The following is a 17,299-nucleotide window of genomic DNA, read 5'->3' on the forward strand; positions in this document are numbered from 1 at the left end:
TCCCTCATATCAACATAGTATTCATCTGGCGAGGGAGGTAGGGAGGCGTTGGCATAAAACAAAGGGAGCCGAAGCTCCCTTTTAAAATCATATGGTTGGATTCCATTTATAGACGGTCGATGATGGCCTGGGTGAATTCGCTGGTGGACGCTGTGCCCCCCAGGTCACGGGTCACCCGATCACCGGACTCGATGGTCGCCCGCACGGCCTCGCGAATGCGCTCCGCCTTGTCCTGCATGCCGAGATATTCCAGCATCTGGATGGAGGCGAGGATCACCGAGGTGGGGTTGGCGATGTTCTTGCCGGCGATGTCCGGCGCAGAGCCGTGCACCGCTTCGAAGATGGCGGCCCCTTCACCGATGTTGGCGCCCGGCGCCATGCCCAGCCCCCCCACCAGACCGGCACAGAGATCCGAGAGAATGTCGCCGAACAGGTTGGTGGTGACCATCACATCGAAGCGCTCCGGGTACATCACCAGGTTCATGCAGGCGGCGTCGACGATCATCTCCTCGTTCTGGATGTCCGGGTAGCGGGCCGCGACCTGACGGGCCACTTCCAGGAACAGGCCGGAGGTGGACTTGAGGATGTTGGCCTTGTGGATGATGGTGACCTTCTTGCGTCCTTCCTGGCGCGCCAGCTCGAAGGCGAAGGTGACGATGCGCTCGGCCCCTTCCCGGGTGATGATGCTCATCGCCTCGGCGCTCTGGTTGTCATCGCTGCGCTTCTGGCCGGCACCGGAGTACATGCCTTCGGTGTTCTCGCGCACCGTGATGATGTCGATGTTGTCGTAACGGCTCTTGGTGCCCTTGAAGGAGAGGACGGGGCGCACGTTGGCGTAGAGATTGAACTTCTTGCGCAGGGAGACGTTGATGGAGGTGAAGCCGCCGCCGACCGGAGTGGTGAGCGGGCCTTTCAGGCTGACCTTGTTCTTCTCGATCAGATCGAGGGTGGCCTGGGGCAGCAGCTCGCCATGTTTTTCCAGGGCTACCAGACCGGCGTCTGCGTATTCGTAGTCGAAGTCACAACCCGCGTGGGTCAGGATCTGGATGGCGGATTCGATGATGCTGGGGCCGATGCCGTCGCCCGGGATGACGGTAATCTTTCTTTTTGACATGAGGCGTATCCACTTCTAGGGAACAGAGGGGGAGGATTCGTCGGCTTTATACCATTTTTGCACCACATCCTCCATGTTTCTTTACATTTTACCCATTTATGTCAACAGGTACGGCCTGTCTTGGGAAATGGTGTGCTGGGGATCACGCCCCGGCATCAGGGACGGGAGGGTAGCGGATCTCCCGCAGGTTGAACCCGAGCGGGATATCGTGCTGCAGCCGGACCAGGCGTTGGGCCAGCAGGGCCTCTTCCCGGTGCTGGCGCAGCTTGAGCAGGGGTCTGGTGGCCTCCTCCCGCTCACAGGCCTCCAGCATGGCAGCCAGGTCCCCGTATTGCTGCAGCAACTGGGTGGCGGTCTTGGGGCCGATGCCGGGCACCCCCTTGATGTTGGAGCCGCTGATACCGGTCAGGGCCCAGAAGTCCACAAGCTGGGTCGGTGTAACGCCGTACTGCTGCTGGACGAAGGCGGCATCCAGCCAGCGTTTGTTGAAGTAATCCCGCACCCGGATCTGCGGGCAGATGAGCTGGCAGAACCCCTTGTCGGTGGAGATGATGGTTGCGCTGGCGCCGTGCTGGGCAATGCCGCTTGCCAGGGTGGCGATGAGATCGTCCGCCTCGTCGGTCTGGGAGAGCAGGGCATCCACACCGCACTCCCAGAAGGCGTCCTGCAGGTCGGCAAGCCCTTCCCTCAGCTCATCCGGCATGGGGGTGCGGCCCTCCTTGTAGGGGGGATAGAGCGTCTTGCGCCAGCTGTGGACCTCACCGTCAAAGACCGCGATGGCGTGGGTCGGCTCGCTGGCTGCCAGGAGCTTCTTGCAGGTGTTGATGAGGTTGGCTCGGGTGGCGAGCAGGGCCTGGGCCGGGGTCAGTCCCTGCTGGCTCTGCACCGCGTGCAGTCGGCGGATGAGGTTGAGGGCATCGATGATGAGCAGGTGTGGCATGGGGCACTCCGGGCGTCGGGGAGTGCCATTGTAACAATGGTGGCGTCTCCTGCTAACCCCTTAGAAGACCAGTCAATGAAAGAGGGGCCCCTGGGCCCCTCCGGTGCATTGTGGTGTCCCGGCTATTTGACTATCTCGTAGCAGGGAACGTACTGGCTGCCCGGCAGCTTCATGCGCTGCTGCTTGACGAAGCTTTCCAGCAACCTGTCCATCAGGTGCATCAGCTCCTTGTCGCCGTGCAGCTTGAAGGGACCCTTCTTCTCGATGGCCCTGATGCCCCCTTCCTTGACGTTGCCTGCGACGATGCCTGAGAAGGCGCGGCGCAGGTTGGCTGCCAGCAGCTGGGGCGGCTGGTTGCGATGCAGATCCAGGCTGGCCATGCTGGCGTGATCCGGCTCGAACGGCAGCTGGAACTCGGGCTCGATCCGCAGGGACCAGTTGAAGGAGTAGGCATCTCCCACCGACTTGCGGTATTCGCGGATCTTCGGCATCGCCTCCTTCATCACGCGGGCCACCTCGGGCGCATCGCCGATGATGATCCGGTAAAGACTGGTGGCGGCTTCCCCCAGGGTTGCCTTGACGAAGTCGTCGATGGCGCGGAAGTAGTCGGCGCTCTCTTTCGGGCCGGTCAGCACGATGGGGATGGGTTGGCGATCGTTGGCCGGGTGCATCATGATGCCGAGCAGGTAGAGCAGCTCCTCGGCAGTTCCGACCCCGCCCGGGAAGATGATGATGCCGTGACCCAGACGCACGAAGGCTTCCAGCCGCTTCTCGATGTCCGGCAGGATCACCAGCTCGTTGACGATGGGGTTCGGCGGTTCGGCGGCGATGATGGAAGGCTCGGTGAGACCGATGTAACGGCCGTTGCGCACCCGCTGCTTGGCGTGGCCGACGGCGGCCCCCTTCATGGGGCCCTCCATGGCACCCGGACCGCAACCGGTACAGATGTTGAGCTCGCGCAGACCCAGCTCGCTACCCACCGCCCGGGTGTACTGGTATTCCACCTCGTTGATGGAGTGGCCGCCCCAGCAGACCACCAGGTTGGGATCGGCGCCGGGCAGGATCGCCTTGGCGTTGCGCAGGATGGCGAACACCACGTTGGAGATATGGGTGGAGCTGGTCAGGTTGACCAGACGATTGGACTCGAGCTGGGTCGACACATAGAGAATGTCCCGCAGCACGGAGAACAGGTGCTCCTGGATGCCGCGGATGATCTCGCCGTCGACAAAGGCGTGCTCGGGGGCGTTGAACAGCTCGAGCTTGACCCCGCGCTCGCGCCGGATCACGTGAATATCGAAGGATTTGAAACGTTCCAGTATCTCTTTGGAACTGTCGGTATGGCTGCCGGAGTTGAGGACCGCCAGCGAGCAGTTGCGAAACAGTTGATAGATATCGCTGGAGGCCGTCTGCTTGAGGCGATCCACCTCGAGCTGGGACAGCAGGTCCATGCTGCCCACGGGATTGATGTGTGTAATCATAATTTCCCCTTTCACTCGCTTGTTATCGTTGTGCTTTCCCTGGGGAGAAAACGGGATGCTTTGGCATCCCTCGGGTTCGATAGTAGAGGCAAGGGGGTGGGCAGGGGAATAGGGGGACTGTGCGTTTGCCGCTTTTTTAGCCGCCCCTCAAAGCGGATTCAGGCGAGATTGACCTGATCCCGGCCGGAGTGCTTGGAACTGTAAAGCGCCTTGTCGGCGCGCTCGAACGCATCCGTGGTATGGTCGCCGGTCCGAAACAGGGTGGCACCGATGGAGATGGTGATCTCGACCCTGGCATCGCGAAAGCGGAACGGGATGCTCTTGATGGTCTGACGCAGGTTCTCCAGCGGCTTCTGGTACTTGTCCGGATTGATGTTCGGCAGCAGGACCACGAACTCCTCACCGCCAAAGCGGGCGATGAAGTCGGTGTCGCGCAAGGCGTTCTGCAGGGCCTTGGCAACCACCTTCAATGCCTTGTCGCCGGCCATGTGGCCGTAATTGTCATTGATGTGCTTGAAGTGGTCGATGTCGATGATGGCCAGGCACAGGGGGGTGCCATAGCGTAGCCAGCGTTTGTATTCGAGCTCGAGCCGCTCGTCCAGGGCCGCCCGGTTGTGTACCTGGGTCAGGCTGTCGAGGAAGAGCTTGTGTTTCTGGATGCTGAGCCGCTTCTTGTACTCGGCGGTCTCGTCCTTCATCAACCTGAGCTTGGCTTCCATGTTGGAGAGGTGGGTGAGCAGGTGGCGCTCGCGGTTGGCCATCTCCTCCCGCTCCTGCTGCAGCCGGCGGATGGTGTCCAGATGCCCAGAAATGGCGCCCCTGAGTATCTGTGGCGAGTCATGGGCTGCCATGGCGCGATCGATGGCGGCGAGTTCCCGCTCCAGCGCCTGTCCGCTGAGATGGGCGGCATTTTGCAGCGCCCGCCCTTCATCCAGGGATTCGGTAAAGCTGTAATGGACCGAGGAGAGACTCTCGTTCAGGGTGCTGAGAAACGCCTGGGAGGCTTTGCGCTCTTCCCGGGTACCCTCGATGATGAGTTCGATGATCTGCAGGCAGACTTCGGCCAGCAGGGCAGGGGTGATGCCCCCGAGCAACTGGCGGCGGATGTCTGCGAGGCTCTCGCCCACGGCGCCGGCAAAGTCGAGCTCGGTGATGAGACGCTGCAACTCGTCTGAAATCTGGGCATGTGCCTTGATGTCAAAGGAGTCGGTAGGGGCCGGGCTGGAGAGCTCGGTGGGGATCTCCGCCGAAGGGGGGATCAGCGGCTTGCGCGGCAGCAGCTGGATCTTGATCGCCTGCTGGTAGAACTCCAGCAGCCGGATCACCTTCTTCTGGTGATCGCCGATGCCGTAACTCTCCGGGCTGGCGAGAAACTCCTTGAGGGCGCGGCGGGTATCTTCCGGAAACCCCTTGATGGTTTTGAGCTGTTTGCTGCCGAGATCGATGGCTGCCCGGGTCAGGCTGATGGACTCTTCCATGGTGTGGCTGTGCTGCTGCAACAGCTTCTCGATGGCGATCAGATCGGCATCGATGGAGGTGAGCGGAGGGTTGCCTTCAAGTTTCTGCTTGAGCTTGGCGAGCCGGTTGTCGAGCTCGCGATCGTGGCCGCGACAGGCTTGCATCAACTTGCCGATGAACTGGATACTGCGGGTGCGTTCGGCATCGGAGAAGCTCGCCATGCCGTCAAGCTCCTGCTGTTTCTGCTGGAGGGATTCCCTGAGTCTTGCCAGTTGTCCTGTTACGGCAGCCATATCATTCATTCTTCAGGTCGCCCTGTTGTCATTATCGTTTTTGTTTCGTCCAGCAACAGAAAGCCAATCAAAGACCCCGTTGAGTACCTTTTTGTCAAGGATTGTCCGCAACCTTCATCCGTGAAAGCGCAAGCCAGTTAACCCATTGCTTTTCATGAGAAGAATTTACTTTTACCAGTCCCTTGTCAATTGCCATCAAGCAGCATTGCCACACATCTCCGTTAAAAAATGCGGCCTGCTGGCAATCGATGGCGGCCAGCTCAAGCCAGACGCTCTGCTGGCATTTTTCGCTGAGCTGAATGGCACCCGAGAGGGCCAGGTAGCAGAGATCGAACAGGCCGTGGTGATCGAGGGCCATGGCTGCCTTGGGCAGGAAGGGATGGCTGACGATGCCGAGGCTGATGCGCCTGTCCAGCTGGTGCTCGCAGGGGAAGGCTGCCAGGGTGTCGAGCAGGGTCTGGGCCAGCTGATGCAACTGGGCCACGTGGCGCTGGGGCACCACATAGAGCAGGTGGCCTTCGCGCAGGTCGTAGATGCGGCCATCCTGCGGGGTCAGTTCGTTGACGTAACGGCCGAAGGCCTGCTCTATCTCGCGGCTGACCTGATAGCCGTGCTGCTCCAGGCTGTTGATCAGGAAGGGAACCCGGAACAGCAGGTAGTGCAGCTTGTCGTCAAATTCGCTGGTGGGGCGTTCGCTCAGGTACCAGCGCTCGGATTTTTGCTGGCGCTTTGCCATCTCCCGCGGCCAGCGGCTCATCAGTCGCTGCCAGTTGGCCAGGCCGCTGCGCGGCTCTACCAGCAGGGCCTCTCCCAGCTGTTTGGCATGAAGGCGCGCGACCCGCAGTTTCAGCCAGAGGGTGAAGAACAGATAGATGAAGAGTGCCAGCAGCAGCCCGGTGCTGACGCTGGTCCAGAGGTATCGCTCCTGCTGGTGCTGGCTGACGTCGAGTTGCTGCTCCAGCTCCTTGACCTGTTGCACACGCTCCACCTGGGCGTAGTTGTCGCGCACCGCCTCCTGCTCCAGCGCCAGCTGTTGCTGGCGAACCAGTTCGCTGCGCTGGTGGTAATTCTTGTAGCTCTCCAGGGCCTGCTGGAGGTAACCCTTCTGCTCATAGGCGACGGAGAGCAGGCGGAAGATCTCGAACTGGCGCCGGATGTCCCCAATCCGGTTGGCCAGGGTGAGGGCGTTCTCCAACTGCAGGATGGCGATGCCCGCCTCCTGCTGCTTGAGGTGCAGCTCTCCCAGCAACAGCAGGGTGTCGATGAGCGACTCCTTGTCATCCCCCAGCTCATGGGACTGGCGTGCGGCGTTCAGGTAGTTTCGCGCCAGGTTGAGGTTGCCGGTCTGCAGGTAGGTCTTGCCTATCTCGAACTTGAGATGGGCGATGCGGGTACGGTTGCTGCTCTCGTCCAGCAGGTCGAGGGCATTGAAGAAATAGACCAGCGCCATGTTCATCTCGCCCTGATCCCGGTTGAGACGGGCGAGCACGATCAGGGCGTCGCTCAGCATGGAGGAATTGCCGAGGGCATGAAAATAGTTGGCCGCCTCGCTGGCGTATTGCAGCGCTTTTTGTGGCTCCTGCTCTTCCTGATAGAGGCTGACCATCTGGTTCGAAAGCAGGCCGAGGAAGAGGGGATCCTGCAGGGGCTTGGCTTGCTGTTGTGCTTCGATGTACTCCCCCAGTGCAAGCTGGGGCTGACCCAGAGCCTGATAGAGATCCCCGCCCACTGCGCTGGTCCAGGCCCTGGCCAGAGGGTGTTTGGCGTGATCCGCCCATTTGCGGGTCTCGGCCAGCTGCTGCTTGGCGAGATCGAATTGCCGCTCCTCTATGCTGGCGTTGACGCGCAGCAGGCGGCTGTAGACCTGCAACTGGCTCTCCTTGAGGTCGGGATTGGCCAGCAGTTTGTCGAGTTTGTCGAGCAGGGGGGCCGCGGCGCCATGGGTATGCTGTTGCAGGTTGCGGCTTCTAACCAGCAGATAGAGCCCATGGGCCTGCAGCTCGAACTGCTGCTCTTTCTCGGCCATGGCGATGCCCTGCTCGAAGGACTCCTGTGCCTGGGCGAACTGCCCTAGCTGCTGCAGACACTCCCCCTTGAGCAGATAGGCGCCCGTGGTCTGGGTGGCGGTACCGTAGTTCAGCATCGGCTCGCGATAGCCGTACTCCTGACGGTTGCTGATGATCTGCTTGGGATTGTTGGCCGTGCGTTCGAGGAAGGAGGTGGCAATCTGGGCACATCTGGCGGGATCGGTCAGCACCAGGGTCTGGGCCTGCTGCAGGTCGATGGACAACTGCTCCTTGGCCAGATCCAGATCAGGAGCCGACAGGGAGGACATCATCATTGCCAGAAAAAACAGTTGATTCATTGGATTAAGAACGGCACGGAGGTGCAGGCATGTTATCCAAGCCCACCCCCGCCCGTCCAGAGTTTACTGAGGTGATGCGCAGCCGGCCGCAGCCCGCAGGATGGCGGCGCCGGTGATTACTGGCGAATGAGGCGCAGGTTCGCCGGAACCGGCTCCCAGTCGCTGCGGAAAGGGTTGATGTCCAGGCCGCCGCGGCGGGTGTAACGGGCATGGACGGTCAGTTTTTCCGGGGCGCAGAAGTGCTTGAGATCGGTAAAGATGCGCTCGATGCACTGCTCGTGGAACTCGTTGTGCTGGCGGAACGAAATGAGGTAGCGCAACAGCTTCTCCCGGTCGAGACGCGGGCCGCGATAGTGGATCACCACGGATCCCCAGTCCGGCTGGCTGGTCACCAGGCAGTTGGACTTGAGCAGGTGGCTGTGCAGGGTCTCCTCCACGATCTCGTGACCGGCGGCCCCTTGCAGCAGGGTCTCGTCAAACTCGTAGCCGTCCACCTCGATATCCAGGCTGTCGATGCACTCACCGGGCAGCTGGGCTATCTGGTGGGGGGCCTGGTCGAGGGTGAAGAGGGTGACGCTCACCGGGGCACCAGCGCAGCCACTCAGGTCCTGAACCAGCAGCGCCTGCACCGCCTCCAGGGAGTCGCAGCGGGTCTGGTTGAAGGAGTTCAGGTAAAGCTTGAACGACTTGGACTCGATGAGATTCGGGCTGGTAGCAGGCACAAAGACCTCCCCGATGGCAACCACGGGCTTGCCTTTGGCATTGAGCCAGGAGAGTTCATACAGGGTCCAGACGTCGCACCCCTGGAACGGCAGTTCACCTCTCAGGCCAAGATCGTCGCGGTTCAGGCTGCGTGGCACGGGCTGCAGCAGACTCGGGGTGTACTGGCTGATGTAGGCGGACTGCTGCCCCAGGCTCAGGCCTTGCAGCGCACTGGCGCCGGCGTATCTCTCTTGTTTGCTCATGCTGGTTTGCTCACGCTTGTCTGATAAGGGGTTTGATGGTGCAATGGCCCGATTTTTCGATCAGGTACTTGCGGCCATCAGAGGCCGCTATTGTGGGGAATATCGATGTCGGATCAAGTCCTGTCTGCCCTGGAGCAGTTCTTTTTACGCTGGCAGCGCGATGGCGAAGGAAGGCGGGGGCTGCCCCTGTGCGACTGGGAGGCCGACTGGCGCTCTCCTTGCGAGCTGGATGAACCCAGGGAGGGGCGGGTAGCCTGGCGTCTGTTCCAGCGGGAGCAGGCAGCCGACTTCACGGCCATGGCGAACGCCCTGGAGCTGACCCTGCATCCCAGCGCCATCGCCCTGTTTGGCCACTGGTTCAGCCGCCCTCTGCCCTGCTCTTTCAAGGGGCTGAGCATCGAACTCATCCTGCCGTGGAACGACGCCGATCTGGATCTGCTCAAGGAGAACCTCATCGGCCACCTGCTGATGCTGCGCAAGTTGAAGCGATCCCCTTCACTCTTCATTGCCACGACCCGCAACGAGATGACGCTGGTCTCCCTCGATAACGAGAGCGGCCAGGTGTGGCTGGAGTGGCTGGACTCCGGACGGCGCCTGACGCTGGCCCCCTCGTTGCCGGCCTTTCTGGCGCGACTGGAAACCTTGCCCCAGTGATGCTCCAAAAGAGAGGGCCTTGCCACCTGGCAAGGCCCTCTCTTTTTAATGCGCCATTGTGCGCGGTGGGCACCTACTCCTTGAAGTCCCAGGAGAGGTTGGAGACCAGCCTGCAAGGCTCGCACTTGAAGTCGAAGATCTCGTGCAGGGGGGCGGCCAGCGCCCATGGGCCACCACAGCCAGGGCAGGGGCGAGCCCGCTCTTCGGCGGCGCTCAGGCCGCCTACCCGGTAGAGATAGTAATAGGTGGGGATGCCGCTCAGGAGCTCCAGCCGTCTGGCGAGATCGCTGCCCCGGCGATGAAGGCGGCTGCCCACCTCGCCGATTTCGTGCAGGGCGGCGTGCTCGGCAATGGAGCCGTTCATCTGCAACTGATCGCAGGCTTCCCAATCTTCCTGCCACTTGATGATCTGCTTGTGGTCACCGTTGGCGACGGCGGGCAGCCGATAGAGCGGGATGGGAGCGAAGTGATCGCCACAGCGCAGGGGAGAGCAACTGTGCAGGAAGCTGGTGTAGAGCAGCATCCAGCTGGGACGCTCTCCCTGCTCTGCGCACGGGTCCGTGCTGTCCGAGAGCAGATCCGCCCCTTGCAGGTGGAGTTTGGGGGCGAGCAGGCCCGCCTGGTGCAGACCTTGCTCGGCAAGGGCGACCAGCTCGCTCTGGTTGTCAGGGTGCAGGCTGTCCTGCTCCGGGCAGACCACCCGGCTGACGAAATAGCCTTCGTGCATGCTGGTGGGAAACTCCCGCCCCAGGATCTGACCCTGATAGCGCAGCATGTCGAGGTAGTGGACGATGGCCCGCTCGGCCTCCCCGAGGGAGGTATCGCGGTAGCACTCAAAGGTGAGTTCGAGGATATACATGGCGATGGGTCAATCCGGCTTCTGGTTGAGCAGCAGATCGGTGAGGCGATCGACCTTCTGCTCCAGCCGGGCGAGCTGTTCGCTCAGTTGCTGAAGAGTGACGCTTTCCGTGGCCAAGGGGGACGCCTCGGGGGCACTGGCGGGGGCGGGCGCTGTCGCCGCGGGCTGGGGTTGTTGCTTCCACTGGCTCAACACCTTGAGCAGCTCGGCCATGGGCACGGGATGGCTGAGGCGGGCCTTGACCATGGCGGTAGAGGGGGTGATCCCCCTGGCACTGAGTTCGTTGGCTATCTGGATGATCTCTTGGGCTGACATCTTGGCTCCTGCACGGCCGTCTTGCTGCGGGTGGATAGTGGCACAGAGCTTAATCAAAGCCTGTCCATCAGGAAAGCGGAGCGAAGGGCGTGGGTGGCGAGAGGGAGGGGATTGGCGGTTCCGCGTCGACCCAACGCTGGCCGCCGGGAGTGGGGGATCAGGTCCCCTGGCGCAGCATCACATCCAGCTGGTCGATGGCTTCCGCCCAGTCGGCGTCGTGGCTGAGGGCATCGCGCAGAAAATCTGCCTGGGAAGGCGTCCAGAACGGCGCATCGGGCAACTGGGTATGGCGATCGATGGGATGGTCGCGGATAAAACGCTGCTGGCTGATGTCGTCACTGGCCAGCCCCAGCTGGGCAAACAGGGCGGCCATGTCATGGGTGAGCAATTCCATGTCGGTACTCCTTGGAAGGGGCTGTGGAAGAGTATAGCCAGCCCCCGTGCTCTCAAATCTAGGAGGGGAGACGATGGGGTGGCAGCTCGACACCGGCGACATGCAGCCCCTGCATGCAGAGCTGCCCCTGATAATGGCTCTCACCGTCGCTGGAGAACTCGAACTGGTAGTAGGTGAGCAGGCGCAGGGGCTTGTGCCCCAGGGCACGGTGTGTCCGCGCCAGCGACAGCAGTTGCAGGTCGTGGTGCTGGCAGTAGCGGCGCATGTATTGCCAGGCCAGCTCCGCCTGGCGGCGCTGTTGCCAGAAGGCCCAGCCAACGAGGCCGAGCAGCAAGATCCCAAGCATTTCTCCCATCAGCGGGTTCCTTCTGTGATGTGTGTGGGGCCCTGTTCACCTCAGGCAACAGGGCCGTTGTGTCGGGCCTAGGTGGCAGCGAACAGGCGACCGATGGCCAGACCCAGGGCCTCGCTGCGTTCGGGGTCACGCAGTTTTGCCAGCATATCATTGCGCAGGGCCGGTAGCGTGACGAGCTCGGCAAATACCTGGTTGAAGAACTGGGTGGGTTGCAGGGCGAGCTGCTCCAGAAACAGGCCGAGCAGTTCGGGGTGTTTCAGATCGGGCCAGAGGCGGCCAGCGATGGCGAGGAGCAGGGAGGGGCTTGGCCGGGTTTGCAGCAGGGTCAGCAGCTTGTTGGTGCGCAGTCCGTTGCCCGGGCAGGAGGCCAGTGCCCGGCACAGATAGGCCAGGGTTTCGGGGGCAGGCTCGGCGCACTCCTGCTCCTTGCCGATGCGCTCCAGCAATGCGCCTTGCAGGGCAGGGGGCAGGGGGGCGTTCTCCAGGCTTTGGCACAGGGCGTAAAGGGGGGCCTGCGGCAGCACGGGCAAGGCCTTGCAGACCAGTGCCAGGTTGCGTTCAACCTGCAGCCGCTCCGCGAGATCTGCAAACCCTTGCAGTCCCAGGGCCTGCCACCCCTCTTCCCCCGGCGCCGCCAGATAGTGGCAGAGGGCCTCGTAGTAAGCGGAAGGGGCTTGTTCCAGCTGGCGGGCCAGCTTGGCGTGCACACTGGCCATCTTGGCCTCGGCCGGGCGGAAGGTATAGGGGTTGTCCGCCAGACGCTGGGCCTTCTCTTCGTCCAGTTCACCGGTGAGCTTGTAGCCCAGAGTCTCTACCACCTGATCCATGAAATGCTTGGGGCCGCTGGAGATGAGCAGGCCGCGTTCATCAAGGGCGAACTTGAGGAACCAGAGGTAGTGCCTGGATTCGGTCGGCTGGAAGAAGTGCACGCCGAGCCAGGCGTGTTGCTGCAACGGCCAGGGGTAGGGCTCCTGCTGCTGCTCGATGCGCACGAAGAGGTCGCTGGGGAGCGGGCGCACCTGGCGGCCCAGATCGAACAGCTGGAACTGGGTATCGGCCTGGGTCAGAAACTCGGTCAGGGTGTTGATGGAAGACATGAAGAGATCCCGCTTGAAGATAATGCGGGCGATTATAAGGGGGCTGCACCAGATAGCCAGAGGCGGTGATGCAGGGTATGAAGGTGACGGCAACATGGCAGCCATTGCGGGGTCGGTGTATAGTAGCGCCCCTTTTTGATGGCCGTATTGAGTGGGGCCCCGTCGCAGACCGGGCCCGCGATGAGGAAGTGAGCGAGATGAATCAATATCTGCTGGTTGCCGGTCTGCTGGGAGAGCTGACTGCCGAGTTGCAACGTCTGGAACGCTGGCAAGCCGACCATCCGGGGAGCGAGGCGCTGGCAAGCGAGCTGCCGTTCTGTGTCGATACCCTGAGTTTCGATCAATGGCTGCAGTTCGTGCTGATCCCGCGCATGGAACAACTGGTGGTGCTGCAGGCACCGCTGCCGACCAGCGTCTCCCTCTATCCCATGGCGAGTGAGGTCTATAAAGAGGAGCTGGCGGAGGTCGAGGCCCTGCTTCGTCTGATCGCCCGTTTCGATCTGCTGCTCTCCGGCAAAGTGGTCGAACAATGATGGACGAGCAGACCCGGACAGCGGATGCCTTGCAGCCGACACTGCTTTATCAGGATGACTGGCTGGTGGCGGTGAACAAACCGTCCGGTCTCCTGGTGCACCGCAGTTGGCTCGACAAGGCCGAGACCCGTTTCGCCATGCAGATGACCCGGGATCTGATCGGGGGTCGTCATGTCTACCCCGTGCATCGACTGGACAGGCCCACTTCGGGTGTGCTGCTGTTTGCTCTTGATCCTGCCGTGGCCCGTATCCTGACCGAGGCCTTTGCTGCCCGTCAGGTCCACAAGGAGTACCTGGCACTGGTGCGGGGATGGGCCCCCGAAGAGGGGCTCATCGACTATCCGCTCAAGGAGCAGCTGGACAAGATTGCCGATGCCTTCAGCGACCCGGATCGCCCCGCCCAGGAAGCGGTGACCGCGTTTCGTCGTCTGCATCAGGTCGAGTTGCCCTTCGCCGTCTCCAAGAAGCATCCCACCAGTCGCTACAGCCTGGTCCGCCTCTTTCCCAAGACGGGGCGCAAGCACCAGCTGCGCCGCCATCTGGATCACCTGTTCCACCCCATCGTTGGTGATACCACCCACGGGGATGGCCGGCACAACCGCTTCTTTCGCGAGCACTACGGGTGCGACCGCCTGCTGTTGATCGCGCACCGTCTGAGCTTCGAGCATCCGGTGCTCAAGGTGCCGATGCGGATCCAGGCGCCCCTGGGCCCCGAGGTGCTGGGTCTGTTCGCCCGTCTGGGCTGGCCTGCCAGCGAGCAAGACTACGGCGCCTGAGCCTCTTTCCATCTGTTGCCTCTGACCGGGCTGTGGCATGCTGTAGCCCAGGTACGTCAGAGGAATGACTTATGGCTCAACGAGATATCGCCTGCGCAATCGCGTGCCCCCCGCCTGTTCAGGGGGGCTCTTCCTACCCATCCCGGTCTTGCCGGGCCCATTGTCTGTCCCTGAGGAGTCGCTGATGGCCGAGATCGACATCCTGGTCGGCACCGTCTACGGCTCTGCCATGCTGGTGGCCGAGACCCTCTCTGATCACCTGCAAGCCAATGGCCATGTCTGCCAGATCTTCGATGACGCGGCGCTGACCGACATCGATGCCTCACGCTTTCTGCTCATCGTGACCGCCACCACGGGGCAGGGGGATATACCGCCCAATTTGCAGCCCTTTGCCAGTGCTCTGGCCGATCGTGCTCCTTATATGAAGGGATGGCGCTATGCCCTCATCGCCATGGGAGACAGCAGCTATGAACACTTCTGCGGAGCGGGGCGAACGCTGGATGCTCTGTTGCAGGAGCTGGCTGCCGAGCCACTGGTTGTGCGCCTGGAAATCGATGCGACGGTAGAAGATGAGCCTGAAGTGGCAGCGCTGGCCTGGTTGAAAACCTGGGAAAATAGACTGTAGCCAGACCCTTCTCCCCGAGAATAAATTCACCTCCGTGAGTGTGCTGACGGGGGTGTTTTATTTTTGGGGCGTCACGCCTCAGCCCCCAAATATATCCTCTCTTTCGTCCGGTTATTTTTCTCGCCAATGATGATAACCGGTTGGCCATATTCATCATCACCCACGACAAATTGAAAAATTAAAAGTTCCGCATTGAAAGCGATTTCAGTCATGTTTTTGCTACTGCGACACGGATTTGTCACTTAAATTTCGTCGCGAATTAATATTTGAAAGCGCTTTCTTTGGTGTTTGTTTTCTTGTTTTTGCTCGATACCGGAGACTTTGTCCAACAAACTTAAATTTAATGAGCTTTTGTTGCTGTGGTTGTTGGCGGCGTGCGATTTGTCATCGTTTTGTGAATCAGCTCATGTTTGCAGGGAATTTGGGTACCTATAATCGACCTCGGTTATCACCAAAACGTTTTTCCGGTGATAAGAACTTGAATATCAGGATCACACTCCTCTCAGCGGGAATAAGGAAAATGAAAATGAAAGCAAAGTGGCTCCCGATCGCTGCAGCAGTAACCGCAGCCCTGGCTTCCCAAGCCGCCTTCGCCGTTGATTTCCACGGCTACATGCGTTCCGGTGTCGGTACTTCCGATAACGGCAGCCTGCAAACCTATTCCAAGGCGAAAGTCGGTCGTCTGGGCAATGAAGCCGAGACCTACGGCGAAGTCCAGCTAGGTCAAGAGGCTTACAACAAGGACGGCAAGTCTTTCTACGTAGACTCCATGTTTGCAATGGTTTCTGGTCAGCAAGGTCGCGACTGGGAAAGCACTAGCGGTAGTGATGCCGACTTTGCCCTGCGCCAATTCAACGTCCAGGCCAAAGGCGTGCTGGGCTTCGCGCCGGAAGCCACTCTGTGGGCCGGTAAGCGTTACTATCAACGTCACGACATCCACATCTCCGACTTCTACTACTGGGATGTGTCTGGTGCCGGTGCTGGTGTAGAAAATATCCAGGCTGGTCCGGGCAAGCTCTCTTTTGCATGGCTGCGTAACGACCCGTGGGATGATTACGATCAGTTTGTAGGTGGTGTTGGTGTCGACAAGCGTGTTGATACGGACGTACTGGACCTGCGTTATGCCGGTATCCCGCTGTGGAAAGACGGCTCCCTGGAGCTGGGATATGACTACGCCCGCGGTAACCTGACCGATGAGCAGAAAGCGGCTCTGGGCAGCAAAGATTACGAGAAAAACGGCCACATGCTGACCGCCGAGCTGACCCAATCCATGCTGGGTGGCTTCAACAAGACCGTGGTTCAGTATTTCGCCGACGGTTATGCCGCTCAGGCTGTTGACTACGGTAGCGGTTCTGGCAGCGGCCTGAGCCAATCTGCCGCCAAGGGCGATGGCTGGCGCTTCATCAACTGGGGCGTGCTGCCCGTTGGCGATAAGGTCGAGTTCGGTCATCAGCTGGTTTACGGTACTGCCAGTGATATTGACAATGACAGCGCTGACAAAGACACCTTCTCCGTTGTCGTTCGCCCGATGTACAAGTGGAATGACACCATGAAGACCATCGCCGAGCTTGGCTATCACCATGACAGCTACAAGCCGAACAATGGCACCGAAACCAGCACCATCGGTAAGAAATACACCCTGGCTCAGGCCTGGTCCGCTGGCTCCAGCTTCTGGGCCCGCCCGGAAATCCGCGTATATGCTTCCTACCTGGATTCTGACGGCCAGTTCCGCCCGGATGCCAATGGCGTGAAGCAGGACGACTCCTGGAACTTCGGTGTTCAAGCTGAAGCTTGGTGGTAATCTGTTGACGTCATGACTGCAAGTGCCCCCGCATGACGGGGGCTCTTTTTTTACAACACGTTTCTTAGGGTCACGCGATGAGATATTCCAGATTAGCCTTGACTGTATTCTGTTCTGTTGTGCTGGGTGGGTGCGCCACGTTGGAAACGACGGTAGCGCCGACTCAGGAGTTCAAGTCCATCATGGGAAATCGCGACGTTGCGATGAGCCAATTGGCTACGGTTGGCAGCTGCTGTCGCGATGTCTCCAGTCTGCCATTCCAGGACATACAACCGGGCGCAACTAAGCTTATCCCCATTGATGACAGCTCCCCCGTTTACGCTTTCAGCGAAGGGAAAAGCCACTTTGCCGCCTTCCGGTTGCCGGTCAACTCCGGTGACCTGCGCATCACGGTTGATGGCTTGATCGACAAATCGCTGTTCAACCCGACCGTCTTGATGCTGGATTCCAAATTCAATGTGACCCGCAAGTTGGGCAGCGACGTGTTCAAGTACGAGCCTGCACGCATGCTGCAAGGGGATCGCATGGAAGCCGTGTTTACCGTGGATCGCTCCTATGTTGGTAACCCCAATAACGAAAGTTACATGGTGATCTACACAGACCAGAGCGGTCTGGACAAAACAACCACCATCCTTAGCCCTTCCAAGCTGATGACCAAGTCGCTGGGGGTGGTTGATTATGGTGAAAAAGACCCCGTCATTCCGCACTCCCCCTGGGGCGTGGTCAGCCTCTCTGTGGAGGACTTGAGTGGTGTCAAAACCGAGAGCAACTATTACAAGCCTGTCTATCAGGATGTGATTGATGCCAACACCCCGGTAGTCAACACGGCACCAAACAAGCTTGTCGTGCCCCTGGCGACCGCCGGCGCAGTCAAGAGCAGTGCCCCCATGCTGAGCGAAACCGAGGCCTTCTATCAATCCCAGATCGAAAAAGCGGTGAAAGCCGGTGATATCGACAAGGCGATGCAACTGGTCAGCGAGGCGGAGCGGGCCGGTTCGACCAAGGCGAAATCGATCTTTATTGATGCGGTGAAGCGTTCCCAAAAGGGCTGAATATTGCCCGGTCTTTAAAATATAATATTTATTTGAGGCCTCCCTTGTTGGAGGCCTTTTTAATCGGTAGACTAAAATAGAAAAAACAGCAAATGGTTACATTAAGTTACAGTGTGTTTCGTTGGGTATTGGTTTGATTGGCTAAAATACAATGCGAAACAGCACTTTTCATATTTATGGTTTAGCATGAAGATGCCGAAATATATCCGTAATTAGCCGAAAATT

18 protein-coding genes are annotated in these 17,299 nt (G+C 60.2%); 6 read left to right on the plus strand and 12 right to left on the minus strand.

From position 1 onward, the window contains the following. Nucleotides 1–106 precede the first annotated feature (106 nt). The 6 genes from ACPW74_RS02985 to queF all read right to left on the minus strand — a co-directional run bounded on the left by ACPW74_RS02985 (nt 107) and on the right by queF (nt 8,613). A complete protein-coding gene (locus ACPW74_RS02985) occupies nt 107–1,114 on the minus strand; it encodes an isocitrate dehydrogenase (protein ID WP_010673380.1) in 1,008 nt (335 codons plus the stop codon). 142 nt (nt 1,115–1,256) lie between these two features. Continuing rightward, nucleotides 1,257–2,054 (minus strand): flap endonuclease Xni, encoded by a 798-nt coding sequence (gene xni, locus ACPW74_RS02990; RefSeq protein WP_069785575.1) that lies wholly within the window; start codon nt 2,052–2,054, stop codon nt 1,257–1,259. 122 nt (nt 2,055–2,176) lie between these two features. Continuing rightward, a complete protein-coding gene (ppnN, locus tag ACPW74_RS02995) occupies nt 2,177–3,532 on the minus strand; it encodes a nucleotide 5'-monophosphate nucleosidase PpnN (protein ID WP_010673382.1) in 1,356 nt (451 codons plus the stop codon). Between the two features lie 158 nt (nt 3,533–3,690). Further along, the gene (locus ACPW74_RS03000; protein ID WP_043152479.1) at nt 3,691–5,292 is read right to left on the minus strand and encodes a GGDEF domain-containing protein; all 1,602 of its coding nucleotides are present in this window, start codon (nt 5,290–5,292) and stop codon (nt 3,691–3,693) included. Between the two features lie 85 nt (nt 5,293–5,377). Further along, the gene (locus tag ACPW74_RS03005) at nt 5,378–7,648 is read right to left on the minus strand and encodes a hypothetical protein (RefSeq protein ID WP_052816321.1); all 2,271 of its coding nucleotides are present in this window, start codon (nt 7,646–7,648) and stop codon (nt 5,378–5,380) included. Nucleotides 7,649–7,764: 116 nt separating this feature from the next. Beyond that, nucleotides 7,765–8,613, minus strand: a complete 849-nt coding sequence (gene queF, locus ACPW74_RS03010; RefSeq protein WP_221435977.1) for an NADPH-dependent 7-cyano-7-deazaguanine reductase QueF — start codon at nt 8,611–8,613, stop codon at nt 7,765–7,767. Between the two features lie 105 nt (nt 8,614–8,718). On the opposite strand from queF, the gene syd reads away from it, so the two are divergent. Next, entirely contained in the window at nt 8,719–9,267 is a 549-nt protein-coding gene (gene syd / locus ACPW74_RS03015) for a SecY-interacting protein (protein WP_257706922.1), read from the plus strand. Between the two features lie 73 nt (nt 9,268–9,340). On the opposite strand, the gene ACPW74_RS03020 is transcribed toward syd, so the two are convergent. The 5 genes from ACPW74_RS03020 to ACPW74_RS03040 all read right to left on the minus strand — a co-directional run bounded on the left by ACPW74_RS03020 (nt 9,341) and on the right by ACPW74_RS03040 (nt 12,287). Continuing rightward, nucleotides 9,341–10,126 carry a Zn-ribbon-containing protein gene (locus ACPW74_RS03020; RefSeq protein ID WP_219603902.1) on the minus strand — a complete coding sequence of 262 codons (786 nt, stop codon included), beginning with the start codon at nt 10,124–10,126 and terminating at the stop codon, nt 9,341–9,343. 9 nt (nt 10,127–10,135) lie between these two features. After that, nucleotides 10,136–10,441, minus strand: coding sequence for a DNA-binding protein (locus ACPW74_RS03025; RefSeq protein ID WP_010673388.1), 306 nt, complete (start codon nt 10,439–10,441; stop codon nt 10,136–10,138). A 157-nt stretch (nt 10,442–10,598) separates the two neighbouring features. Next, nucleotides 10,599–10,835 (minus strand): DUF2789 domain-containing protein, encoded by a 237-nt coding sequence (locus tag ACPW74_RS03030; RefSeq protein WP_010673389.1) that lies wholly within the window; start codon nt 10,833–10,835, stop codon nt 10,599–10,601. A gap of 58 nt (nt 10,836–10,893) precedes the next feature. Next, the gene (locus tag ACPW74_RS03035; RefSeq protein ID WP_039039421.1) at nt 10,894–11,190 is read right to left on the minus strand and encodes a DUF3301 domain-containing protein; all 297 of its coding nucleotides are present in this window, start codon (nt 11,188–11,190) and stop codon (nt 10,894–10,896) included. A gap of 68 nt (nt 11,191–11,258) precedes the next feature. Continuing rightward, entirely contained in the window at nt 11,259–12,287 is a 1,029-nt protein-coding gene (locus ACPW74_RS03040) for a DUF3549 family protein (RefSeq protein ID WP_104454587.1), read from the minus strand. Nucleotides 12,288–12,484: 197 nt separating this feature from the next. Between ACPW74_RS03040 and ACPW74_RS03045 the strand changes: the two genes are divergently transcribed. The 3 genes from ACPW74_RS03045 (at nt 12,485) to ACPW74_RS03055 (ending at nt 14,221) form a co-directional block, all read left to right on the plus strand. Further along, entirely contained in the window at nt 12,485–12,820 is a 336-nt protein-coding gene (locus ACPW74_RS03045) for a YqcC family protein (protein ID WP_134997583.1), read from the plus strand. Beyond that, nucleotides 12,820–13,596: a tRNA pseudouridine(65) synthase TruC gene (gene truC / locus ACPW74_RS03050; RefSeq protein WP_404800943.1), complete on the plus strand. Its 777-nt coding sequence runs from the start codon at nt 12,820–12,822 to the stop codon at nt 13,594–13,596. Before ACPW74_RS03045 ends, truC begins: the two co-directional genes overlap by 1 nt. Before the next feature lie 184 nt (nt 13,597–13,780). Further along, entirely contained in the window at nt 13,781–14,221 is a 441-nt protein-coding gene (locus ACPW74_RS03055) for a flavodoxin (protein WP_270804527.1), read from the plus strand. 71 nt (nt 14,222–14,292) lie between these two features. Here the strand turns inward: ACPW74_RS03055 and ACPW74_RS03060 are convergent, their stop codons facing one another. Continuing rightward, nucleotides 14,293–14,433, minus strand: a complete 141-nt coding sequence (locus ACPW74_RS03060; protein WP_010673395.1) for a hypothetical protein — start codon at nt 14,431–14,433, stop codon at nt 14,293–14,295. Nucleotides 14,434–14,747: 314 nt separating this feature from the next. Between ACPW74_RS03060 and ACPW74_RS03065 the strand changes: the two genes are divergently transcribed. Next, the gene (locus ACPW74_RS03065; RefSeq protein WP_043152296.1) at nt 14,748–16,022 is read left to right on the plus strand and encodes a maltoporin; all 1,275 of its coding nucleotides are present in this window, start codon (nt 14,748–14,750) and stop codon (nt 16,020–16,022) included. A gap of 182 nt (nt 16,023–16,204) precedes the next feature. Further along, the gene (locus ACPW74_RS03070) at nt 16,205–17,074 is read left to right on the plus strand and encodes a MalM family protein (protein ID WP_233759714.1); all 870 of its coding nucleotides are present in this window, start codon (nt 16,205–16,207) and stop codon (nt 17,072–17,074) included. The last annotated feature ends 225 nt before the right edge of the window (nt 17,075–17,299 follow it).

It is taken from the genome of Aeromonas sp. INTO2, assembly GCF_049860605.1.
In the GTDB taxonomy this organism is placed as follows: Bacteria; Pseudomonadota; Gammaproteobacteria; order Enterobacterales; family Aeromonadaceae; genus Aeromonas; species Aeromonas caviae.